Source organism: Mycolicibacter sp. MU0083, from assembly GCF_963378075.1.
Classification (GTDB): Bacteria; Actinomycetota; Actinomycetes; order Mycobacteriales; family Mycobacteriaceae; genus Mycobacterium; species Mycobacterium kokjensenii.
Genome location: NZ_OY726394.1, coordinates 1,677,664 through 1,689,358, shown reverse-complemented (window position 1 = coordinate 1,689,358; position 11,695 = coordinate 1,677,664). Strand labels below are relative to the sequence as shown.

Genomic DNA, 11,695 nt, shown 5'->3' with positions numbered 1-11,695 from the left:
CCCCATGTGGCTGACCGTCCTGGTGATGGCACTCGCCGTCAGCCTGGAACCGTTCCGGATCGGGATGACGGTCCTGATGTTGAACCGGCCGCGACCGATGCTGCAGTTGGCGGCGTTCCTGTGCGGCGGCATCGCGATGGGCATGACCGTCGGGTTGATCGTCCTGTTCGTCCTTCGGCACCGACTGCTCGACTGGACGTTCGTGACCGTGCCGCACGTGCAGATCCTGATCGGCGCGCTGGCGCTGCTGGCCGCCGCCGCGGTGGCCACCAGGCACCGCTGGGCGCGTCCCCGCCGGGAATCGGCGGACCGGCCCACCCGACGACTGCTGCAGGGCACCTCGCTCTGGCTCGCCGCGGCCGCCGGCCTGGGGATCGCGTTGCCGTCGGTGGACTACCTGGCCGCCCTGACCGTGATCCTGGCCTCCGGGTCGGCGGCCGCCACCCAGGTGGGCGCGTTGACGCTGTACCACGCCGTGGCCTTCACACCCATCGAGATTCCGCTGCTGGCCTATGTTTTCGCACCGCAGGCCACGCAGAGCGCGGTCACCGCGGTCAACGCCTGGATCCGGTCACGGAGCCCGGCCCAGGTCGCCGTCGCGCTCGCCGTCGTCGGCGCCGGGTTGCTCACCGCCGGTGTCGTCACCCGCTGACGCGGCCGATTGTGCGCCGGCTTCCGATTCCGGATCCGGCAACTGGCCGGCCAGATACTCGCCCAGGCCGCCGATCGTCGGATAGTCGAATACCGCGGTCGCATTGATCGTGAACGCGCCGCCGAACTGGCTGTGCAACCGGTTGCGGAGTTCCACCGCCATCAGGGAATCGGTGCCCAGGTCCAGAAAGCGGCTGGTCGGTGCCGGCGGCTGCGCCAGTCGCAGGAAGCCCTGCACCTCGCGCTGCAGGAACTCGGTGATGAAGTCACCGCGCTGGGCGACCGGGATCTCCTGCAGTTGCCGCAGTAGTTCGGCGTCACCGGTGGCTTCGCCTGCGGCACTGGGCAACACCAGGTCCAGCATCGGTGGGCGGGAGCTGCCCAGTACCTTCGCCGCGCGCTGCCAGTTGGCTTTGAGCACGGCCGCCTGCGGGCATCCGTTGGCGACCACCACCGCGAGCGCCCCGAGCGCCGCCGACGGCTCCAACGGGACCAGGCCCTGCGCGCCGATATTGGCCCGGGCCGCATCCGAGGACGCCATACCGCCCTGGGCCCAGGGGCCGAAGTTCACTCCGGTCGCCGGCAGGCCCGATGCCTGACGCCGGGCGACCAGACCGTCGAGGTAGGCGTTGGCGGTCGAATAGTTGGCCTGACCGGGTGCGCCGAGCAGGCTCGACACCGACGAGGACACGATGAAGAACTCCAGGTCGTCGTCGCCGGTCATGCGATCCAGATAGCAGGCCCCGAAGGCCTTGGGCGCCAAGGTGGTACGGAATCTTTCCGGGGTCTGCTCGGAGAGCAGCGCATCGTCGAGCACACCGGCCAGATGCACCACGCCGGCCAGTGGGGGCAGCTCGGCGCGGATACGGTCCAGCAGCTGCGCCACCTCCGTCTCCTCGCCGACGTCCGCGGCGAAGGTGTGGATACGGCACTTGTGGCGTTCGGTGATCTCGTCGATCACCCGGCGCGCGTCGGCGTCCGGCCCCCGCCGGCCGGTCAGCACGATGTCACCGGCGCCGAGTTGGGCCAGGTACCCCGCCACGTGCAGGCCGATCGCCCCGAGTCCGCCGGTGACCAGGTAGCTGCGGTCACCGCGCGGCTGCAACGGCGCGGGCATGGCCAGAACGATCTTGCCGATGTGCCGGGCCTGCTGCATGCGGCGGAACGCGGTCTTGGCCTCGGCCAGGGGGTAGATCTCCGCCGGCAACGGCGACCACTCCCCCTTGCCCAAGCCGTCGGACACCTCGGCGAGCAAGGTACGGATCCGGTCGGGCTCGGTGAACATCACGGTGTCCAACGCAACGATCTCGTAGGCGATGTCGGGGCGAACCTCGGCCATCTGTTCGGCGGTCCAGATGTCTCGCTTGGCGATCTCGGCGAACCGACCGCCCGGTGCCGTCGCTCGCAGGGTCGCTTCGATGAAGCCGTCGTTGGTCAAGCTGTTGAGCACCACATCCACGCCCGACCCGTCGGTGTCCGCGAGAATTTGATCGGCGAAATCTGTTGTGCGCGAATCATAGACATGCTTCACGCCGAGCTTGCGCAGCGTTGCCCGTTTGAAGGCGCTCGCCGTCGCATACACCTCGGCACCATGCTGTTGGGCCATTTGGACGGCGGCCAATCCGACACCACCGCTGGCGGCGTGGATGAGCACCTTGTCGCCGGGATTGAGCTTCGCCCAGTCGAACGAGAGCCGGACGGTGAGTGCCGCGGCCGGAATCGTCGCGGCCTGCACCGCGCTCACCCCGTCCGGGATCGGCGCGGCGAACTGGGCCGGCACATTGAAGCGGCTGGCGAACGCGCCCTGCATGGAACCGTAGACCCGCTGACCGACCTCGAGTCCCAGCACACCCTCACCGACTGCGGTGACGACACCGGCGAAGTCCCCGCCGATCGGCCCCGGATCTCCCGGGTAGAGGCCCAGCACGTTGAGCACGTCGCGGAAGTTCAGCCCGGCGGCCTCCACCCGGACCTGCACATAGCCGGCCTCCGGCGGCGGCACCTGCGTTTCGGTCAGCCGCAGGTTGTCGATTGCGCCGCGTTCGGTCGGGGCCAACGCGTAGTCGGTGCCGCGCGGCACCGCCAGGTGACCGCTGCGCGCCCACTGCAGCAGGCGCGGCGCCAGCAACTTTCCCTGCCGCAGGGCGAACTCGGCTTCGTTCGGCGGGGCCGCCAGCAGACCGGCCAGTATCCGCACGCCGACGGCGGACCCGTCGTGATCGATCAGTTTGCAGTTCAGCGCCGGTTCCTCGTTGACGATGGTGCGCCCGAGCCCCCACAACGCCGCCTGCACCGGATCGGCGGGTTCACCGGATTCGGTGGCCACGGCCCGTTCGGTGACGATCCACAGGCCGCCGGGCAGCTTGATCGCGGCCTCACGCTGCACCGCATGCACCGCCCCGAGCAGCTGGCCGATCTCGTCTTCCAACCGGGTCGCCGACTCCCCGCTCGACTCCCCGTCCCCCGCACCGGCACTGCGCCAGACGACACCGGCGAAGGGCATCCCACGCCGGTGCGCCTCGGCCAGCAGTTGCCCCAGCGGTTCCGGATCGGTGGTGCGGTCCAACGCGATGGCGCCGGGCAGCCGGTCGGCCAGCTCGTCGAAACCGGCGACCAGCCAGGTCCCGGCGGGCGATCCGGCGTCGTCGACGGCGGCCGGCACCTCGTGCCAGCCGAGGCTGTACAGCAACCGGTTGGTGTCGCCGCCGAGTCCGCGCAGCAGGGCCTCACGCGGGGCGCGCTTGACGGTGAACTCGCGGATGCCGCCGAGCCGCCGGTTGTCCCGGTCGACGAAATCGAGGTCGAAGACCTGGGTTTCGCCGTCCAGTGCGGCGGCATGCCACCGGGCGCGGCAGTAGAACCGCCGCGGCATTTTCTCGGCCAGCGTCACCTGGCCGTACCGCAGCGGCAGGAACAGGTCGTGGATGCCCTGCTCGGCGGCGAGCAGCGCCGGGAACGCCGGGAACGCCACGCCGGTGCACAGGTCGAGCAGGACCGGGTGCATGGGTTCGGCGCCCAGGTTCTCGGCGAGTTCCGCGCCCACGGTGATGTCGCCGATCGCCTCCCCGTCGCCGAGCCACAACGCCTTCAGGCAGCCCGACCAGTTCGGTCCCCACGCCAGTTCCATGTCGGCGAAGGTCTCGAACAGTTCCTGCGGGCGCATGCGTTGCAGTCGCTCCAGGGCGGCGTCGACGGGATCGAGTTCCGCCTCCGGCTCGTCGTCGATGCCCGAGACCACCACGCCGTCGGCGTTGAGCGCCCATTCGGCGTCGTGGACACCGTAGGGACGGCTGTGCACCCGGAAGTTCCATCCGGCACCGCTCGCGGCGCCGTCCTCCAACGGGTGCAGGGTCAGCTGGACCTCCCGGGAGCTTTTCTCGGGCAGGATGATCGGTTCGTAGAAGAAGACGTCTTTCACCCGGGCCGGCGGGCCGACCGCCGCCAGCGCCATCGCCGCGTAGGTCGCTCCGGGTACCACGACGGTGCCGTAGATGACGTGGTCGGCCAGCCACGGCTGCGATTTGACCGACAGCCGGCTGGTGTAGACCGAATCGCCGGACGCCAGATCCTTCGCACTGCCGAGGATGCCCGACACCACCGGGCCGTCCACGGTGACCCCGGACGATCGGGGCCAGAACCGGCGACGCTGGAACGGATAGGTCGGCAGCTCGACGCGTCCCGAGGAGCGGTGCAGCGCACCGAAATCGGGTCGATGGCCGCTGACGTAGGCGCCGGCCAGTGCATCGGCGATCTGGCGCCGGTCGCCGATGCCCTTGCGCAGCGACACGATGGCGCGCGGTGCGGCCAGATGCTCCGGCCAGACCTGGATCGCGTTTCCGGTCAGGACCGGTTGCGGCCCGAGCTCCATCAGCACCGAGCACCCGAGTCCCGCCACGGTCCGCACGCTTTCGGCGAACTGCACCGGTTGGCGGGAATGCCGGCGCCAATACTGCGCGTCCAGCGGCGTATCGGCCATCAGGACGGTTCCGGTGCGGTTGCACACCAACGGCAACGTCGGCACCGCGTACTGCAGTGTTCCGGCGTATGCCTCGAACTCGTCGAGCACCGGATCCAGCAACTCGGAGTGGAACGCGTGGCTGGTCTGCAGCCAACTGCAGCGCACCGCGTCCTCGCCGAATGCCGCGGCCACCTGCTCCAGGTCCTCCGCCGGCCCCGACAAGACCGTGTTGGGCCCGTTATAGGCGGCGACCGAGACGCGCGGGAACGCCTTGGCGCCCTCCTCGACGCGCGCCGCGTCGGCGAACACCGCGACCATCCGGCCACCGGCGGGTAGCGCGCCGAAGAGCCTGCCGCGCTCGGCCATCAGCCGGGCACCGTCCTCCAGGCCGAAGACTCCGGCGACGCACGCCGCCGCGTACTGCCCGACGCTGTGCCCCAACACGACATCGGGTTCGATACCCCACGACTGCCAGAGCCGGGCCAGACCCATCTCGACGGCGAACAGCGCCGGCTGGGCGAACGAAGTGTGCTGCAACAGTTCCGCCGCCTCGGGGTCGGTGGCCAACAGCACCTCGAGCAACGGTCGCGCCAGCATGCCGTCGACGGCCTCGGCGCACCGCCGGACGGTCTCGGCGAACGTCGGCTCGGCCTCGAACAGTTCTCGGGCCATCCCCGGGTACTGGCTGCCCTGTCCGGTGAAAAGCCATGCGGTGGTGGGCCGGTCCGCGCATTCGCCGCGCAGCACGCCGGGACGCAGTCGGTTGTCGGCCAGATCCGTCAGTGCCTCGTCCGCGCTGCGTACCGAGTCCACCACCAGGGCGGCCCGGTGGTCGAAATGCGAGCGCCCCACCCCGGCGGTCCGGCAGACCTCGGCGATGTCGACGTCGGGGTGTCCGTCCAGCCAGGCCGCATACCGGTGCGCCAATGCCAGCAGTGCTTCGGGGGAACGCGCCGACAGCGGCAGTACCTCGACGGTGCCCGCGGCCGCGCCGGTGACCGCCGGTGCCTCCTCCACGTCGGGGGCCGGTGGGGCCGGTGGTGCTTCTTCGATCAGCACGTGGGCGTTGGTGCCGGTGAAGCCGAAGGAACTCACCCCGGCGCGACGCGGTCGGCCGTTGGCTTCCCAGGGCCGGGGGCTGTCGACCACCCGCACCGGCAACGAATCCCACGGGATGTGCGGTGACGGATTGTCGAAGTGCAGGCTCGACGGCAGCATCGCGTGTTGCAGCGACAACACCACCTTGATCAGTCCGGCGGCGCCCGACGCCGATTCGAGGTGGCCGATGTTGGTCTTCACCGATCCCATCAGCAGGGGGCGGTCCGCGGCACGGCCGTCCGCATAGGCCGCCCCGGCCGCCTGGACCTCGATGGGATCGCCCAGCGGGGTGCCGGTGCCGTGCGCCTCGAGGTAGTCGACGTCGCCGCCCACCAACCCGGCACGGGCCAGGGCGGTCCCGATGAGCCGTTGTTGCGCTCCGCCGTTGGGGACGGTCAGCCCACTGGAGGCTCCGTCCTGGTTGATCGCGCTGGCCGGGATGACCGCGGCGATCCGGTCGCCGTCGCGGACCGCATCCCCGAGCCGCTTGAGTACCAGGATCCCGCAGCCTTCGCTGCGCACGTAACCGTCGGCGGAGGCGTCGAAGGTCTTGCAGCGCCCCACCGGGGAGAGCATCCGGGCGCGCGAGGCGGCGATCACGGTCACCGGGCTGAGCAGGACGTTCACCCCACCGGCGACGGCCAGGTCGCAGTCGCCGGAGCGCAACGCCAGACAGGCCTGATGGACGGCCACCAGCGAGGAACTGCACGCGGTGTCGACCGCCACGGCCGGGCCCTCGAAGCCCAGCGCGAAGGCGACCCGCCCGGAGATCGCGTTGAGGGCGTTGCCGGTGATGAAGTACGGCTCGATCTTGTCGATCGGTTCGGCCGACAGCAGGTGCGCGTATTCGTTGGCCGCCACCCCCACGAAGACGCCGGTTCGGCTGCCGCGCAGCGATGACGGCGCGTACCCGGCCCGTTCCAGGCCCGCCCAGACGGTTTCGAGCATCAGCCGCTGTTGCGGCTCGATCCAGACCGCCTCGCGGGGTGAGATCCCGAAGAACTCCGGGTCGAATTCGTCGATTCCGTCGAGGAACCCGCCGAACCGGCTGTAGGTCTTGCCCGGGGTCTCCGGGTCGGGGTCGTAGAACTCGTCGATGTCGAACCGGTCTTCGGGCACCTCGCGGATCGCGTCGACGCCGCCGGCCAGCACTTCCCAGAAGGATTCCGGGTCGGGCGCCCCGGGGAAGCGGCACGACACCGCGACGATCGCGATCGGCTCGTCGGCCGGTGCCGCCGGCCCCACCGGTGCCGCGGTCCGTGATTTCGCCGATGCCGGGTCCCCGAGTTCGAGGACGTCGCCGAGCAGGTAGTCCACCACGTCGGACAGTCGCGGGTAGTCCATCGCCAGGGTCGCCGGGATCTCCTTGCCGACGCCCTGTTCGATTCGGCGGCGCAGTTCCACCGCCATCAGCGAATCCATGCCGAGATCGAAGAAGCCCGCGTCGGCGCGGATCTCGGCCGGATCGACCCGGGTCACCTCGGCGACCGCATCGCGCAGATAGTCCGAGAGCAGCTTGCGGCGTTGTTGCACCGGTGCGGCCGCGAGCCGTTCGACCAGTTCGGTCTTCCCGGCCGCGGTCGGAGTCGCAGCACCGACGCCGGGGACCTCGCGCTCCAGGTCCGCCAGGAACGGATGCCGGCCGGCCTGCTGGTACAGCGGCAGGAATCGTTCCCAGTCGACCCGTGCGACGACGCCGTGGGCGGGTCCGCCCGCGGCGGCTGCGGCGACCACATCGGCCATACCGGCGAGTGCATCGGCCGGCGACAGGGTGCGGATGCCCCGTTTGCCCAGCCGGGCCCGCGACTCCTCGTCGGCCATCCCGACCGACCAGGGCCCGAAGCCGACGCTGGCCCCCGGGATGCCCCGGGCGCGCAGTCGCCAGGCCAGCCCGTCGAGGAAGGCGTTGGCCGCCCCGTAGGCGGTCTGGCCGAATCCACCCCAGACCGAGGCGATCGACGACGTGCAGACGAAGAAATCCAGCTCCAGGTCTGTCGCGGCCTGGGCAAGATGCCAGGCGCCCCATACCTTTCCGGCGAAGACCCGATCGATCTCGGCATCGTCGAGGGCGCTGAGCGGACTGGTGCCGATCTCGCCGGCGGCGTGGACGATCCCGGCCGGCGGCGGCAGCTCCGCCCGCACGACCGCCAGCAGATCCGCGACGTCGTCGGCCTGCGCGACGTCGGCGGCGACGATACGCACATTGCAGCCGTACTGAGTGCTGAGCGCAGCAATCCGCGCCCGGGCGGCGTCGCCGGGTGCGCGTCGACCGGTCAACACCAGGTTCCCGGCGCCGTGGGCGGCCAGATACGACGCGATCTCCAATCCGATCGAGCCCAGCCCGCCGGTCACCAGATACGTGGCGTCCGAGCGCAATACCAGCGGTGTCGCCGCCGGTTCGGCGTCGCGGCGAACCAGGCGCGGAACGTAGACGGCGTCGCCGCGCAGCGCGATCTGGTCTTCGCGCGGGCCCGGATCACCGGATTGCGCGATCTGCTCGATCAGCCGCGGCCACGGTTCGGGGCCGGTCCGGTCGAGGTCTGCCAGGCCGCCCCAGAACTGCGGATACTCCAGTGCGGCGGCACGGCCGAAGCCCCACAGGCAGCTCTGGTCCGGTGCGACGTCGTCGGTGTCGGTGACCCGTTGCGCACCGCGGGTCACCACCCAGACGGGTCGACGCAGTTCGGCGGCGGCCGCCGCCCGGAACAGTCGGCGGGTTCCACCGAGCACCGCGTGCTGCATGCGTGCCGGTGACCCGTCCTGCGGGCCGTCTTCGGCGTCGAGGCCCGCCACGTGCAGGATGCGTAGCTCGGGTGTATCGGCCGCCGCGGCGCGCAGCGCCGCTGCCAGCGCTGCCTCCTCGGCGTCCGTCTGCGGCAACCCGTGCACCTGATGGCGGTGCCCGCCGCCGGTCAGCGCCGCGGTCAACGCCGCCGTGTCGCCGGAGCCGTCGCCGACGACGAACCAGGCCGTCCCGTCGGATTCGCCGGGTCCGGTGACCGGCGTCGTCGACGTCTCCCAGCGGAACTCGTAGCGCGCATCGGCGATCGAGTGTGCTTTGCGCTGCTGATTGTGTTGCGCGGCAAGCTTTGACAACACCGTCAGGGTCTGCGGGTCGGCGTTGCCGTCGTCGAGCAGGGCGGCCAGCTCTGCGACCCGGCCGTCCTCGAGCATCCGGAGGGTTTCGGTGCCGACCGCGGTGTGCTGCTGCTGGTTGGGCCGTTGCCGGTCGTCGCGGTACCAGTAGCCGCGGTGTTCGAAGGGGTAGCCGGGCAGATCGACCTTGCGGGCCTGCGACATCCCGACGGACCCGAAGTCGGGTCGATGCCCCGCCACGTAGGCGTCCGCGAGGGCTTCGGTGATCTGCCGCTGGTCGGCGGTGTTGCGGCGCAGGGATGCGATGGCCTTCGGCGTGGTGGCCGGGTCGGGCCAGGCCCGCAGTGCGGCGGCCGTGAGCACCGGTTGCGGCCCGATCTCCAGCAGCAGCTTGCAGCCCAGCTCGGACAGGGTGCGCACGCTCCTGGCGAACTCCACCGGCTGTCGCGCATGCCGGCGCCAGTAGTTGCCGTCCAGCTTGACGCTGCGCCCGATCGCGGTGCCGGTGCGATTGCAGACCAGGGTCTTGGTCGGCGGCGCATAGCCGAACCGGTCGGCGTAGGACTCGAATTCGTCGAGGATCGGGTCCAGCAGGGCCGAGTGGAAGGCATGGCTGGTCTCCAGCCGGTCACAGCGGATACCGGCGGCGGCCAGTCGGGCGACCGCCTGGTCGAGGTCCTGCTCCGGTCCGGACAGCACGGTGTTCGCGCCGTTGTAGGCGGCCACGGACAGGCCGGGAAAGTCCGCGGCCACGCCCTCGACGCGGTCCGCGTCGGTGAACACCGCGACCATGCGGCCACCGGCGGGCAGGCTGCCGAAGAGGCGGCCCCGCTCGGCCATCAACCGGGCGCCGTCGTCGAGACCGATCATCCCGGCCACGCACGCCGCCGCGTACTGGCCGACGCTGTGGCCCAGGACCACATCGGGTTCCAGCCCCCACGACTGCCAGAGCCGGGCCAAACCCATCTCGACGGCGAACAATGCGGGTTGCGCATACGCCGTCTGGCGCAGCGTCGCTTCGGCCTCGGGACCGTCGACATCGAAGACGACGTCCAGCAACGGTCTGTCCAGGACGTCCGCCAATACCTCGGCACACCGGTCCACCGTCTCGGCGAACACCGGCTCGGCCGCGTACAACCCGCGCGCCATGCCCGGATACTGGCTGCCCTGGCCGGTGAAAAGCCATGCCGTCTTGGGCCGGTCGCCGGTACCGCCGCGCACCAACCCGGGTGCCGGGCGATCGTCGGCGAGCGCGCCGAGTAGCTCACCGGCCGACTCCCGCGAATTCACCACCAGCGCCGCACGGTGTTCGAGGTGCGCCCGCGCCGTCCCAGCGGTGAAACACAGGTCCGCAGTCGTCGCCTCCGGATGTGCGTCCAACCAGGCGCGGTACCGACCGGCGAGCGTCACCAACGCGGTCGGCGTCCGCGCCGACAGCGGCAGAACGCGGAATCGCGCCGACCCCGGGTCGGCTCCCGCCGCCGGCGGCACGGGTACCGCGGGCGCCTCTTCGATGATGACGTGGGCGTTGGTCCCGGCGAACCCGAACGAGCTGACGCCGGCGATGCGGCGCCGGCCGTTGCGTTGCCACGCGGTGGCCTCCTCAACGACCTTCAGCGGCAACCGTTCCCAGGGGATGTGCGGTGACGGGTCATGGAAGTTCAGGTGCGCCGGCAACAGTTCGTGCTCGAGGGCGAGGATCACCTTGATGACGCCGGCGATTCCGGCGGCCGCCTCGAGATGACCGATGTTGGTCTTCGCCGAGCCGATCAGCAGCGGCCGGTCCGCCTCGCGTCCCGCACCGAACGCCGCGCCCGCCGCCTGCGCCTCGATCGGGTCACCCAATGACGTTCCGGTCCCGTGGGCCTCCAGGTAGTCGACGTCGCCGGGTTCGACACCGGCGCGGTTCAACGCCTCACGGATCACCCGTTGCTGGGCGACGCCGTTGGGCACGGTCAGGCCGCCCGAGGCCCCGTCCTGGTTGATCGCGCTGCCCCGGATGACCGCCCGGATCCGGTCGCCGTCGGCGATGGCGTCCTCAAGCCGCTTGATGACGATGACGCCGCAGCCCTCGCCACGCACATAGCCGTCGGCGGCGGCGTCGAAGGTCTTGCACCGGCCGTCGGGGGCGAGCATGTGGGCGTGCGAGAACGTGATCATGGTGGCCGGCGTCAGCAGTACGTTCGCCCCGCCGGCCAACGCCAGATCGCATTCGCCCAGCCGCAGCGCCTGGCAGGCCTGGTGGATGGCCACCAGTGACGAGCTGCAGGCCGTGTCGACGGCGACCGCGGGACCCTGCAGCCCCAGTCGGTAGCTGATCCGGCCGGCCGCCGCGGCGTTCGACGTCCCGATGGCCATGTAGGCCTCGATCTCCGGGTAGGTCAGCTCGTCGGATGCCATCCCCAGGTAGTCGTGGGTCGCCAAACCGACGAAAACACCGGTGTCACTGTCGGCCAACGCCGCCGGGGAGGTGCCCGAATGCTCCACCGCACGCCAGGCCGTCTCCAGCAACAGCCGGTGCTGCGGATCGAGTAGCCGTGCCTCGCGGGCGGAGATCCCGAAGAACGGGGCGTCGAATCCCGTTACGTCGTCGACGAATCCGGCCCGCCGGGTGACCACCTTGCCGGGTGTGCCCGGTTCCGGGTCGAAGAACTCGTCGGCGTCCCAGCGATCATCGGGAACCTCCGAGACCGCGTCGCGCCCGTCGCGCAGCACGTGCCAGAACTGATCGGCATCCGCTGCGCCGGGCAGGCGCGCGGCATAGCCGATGATCGCGAAACCAGGTGACGACTCTTCCGGATCCCCGAGGGGTGCCATAACGGTCCCTTCCCATGCCCCAACGGGCCAGGCCCCGGTCGCACGTGATATCCGAGCCCGCCCCCAATCGCCCAC

Annotated in this window: 2 protein-coding genes; one reads left to right on the top strand and one right to left on the bottom strand. The window is 70.7% G+C overall.

What is annotated here, in order from left to right:
- Positions 1-4 precede the first annotated feature (4 nt).
- A complete protein-coding gene (locus tag RCP38_RS07745; protein ID WP_308476521.1) occupies positions 5-652 on the top strand; it encodes a GAP family protein in 648 nt (215 codons plus the stop codon).
- Here RCP38_RS07745 and RCP38_RS07740 read toward each other — a convergent pair.
- The gene (locus RCP38_RS07740) at positions 572-11,620 is read right to left on the bottom strand and encodes an SDR family NAD(P)-dependent oxidoreductase (protein ID WP_308476520.1); all 11,049 of its coding nucleotides are present in this window, start codon (positions 11,618-11,620) and stop codon (positions 572-574) included. The two genes, RCP38_RS07745 and RCP38_RS07740, sit on opposite strands and share 81 nt — an antisense overlap.
- Positions 11,621-11,695 lie beyond the last annotated feature (75 nt).

What these genes read in the sequence shown, in the direction of transcription:
- RCP38_RS07745 (WP_308476521.1), top strand. Translation starts at nt 5, where the DNA reads ATGTGGCTGACCGTCCTGGTGATGGCACTCGCCGTCAGCCTGGAACCG.
- RCP38_RS07740 (WP_308476520.1), bottom strand. Translation starts at nt 11,620, where the DNA reads ATGGCACCCCTCGGGGATCCGGAAGAGTCGTCACCTGGTTTCGCGATC.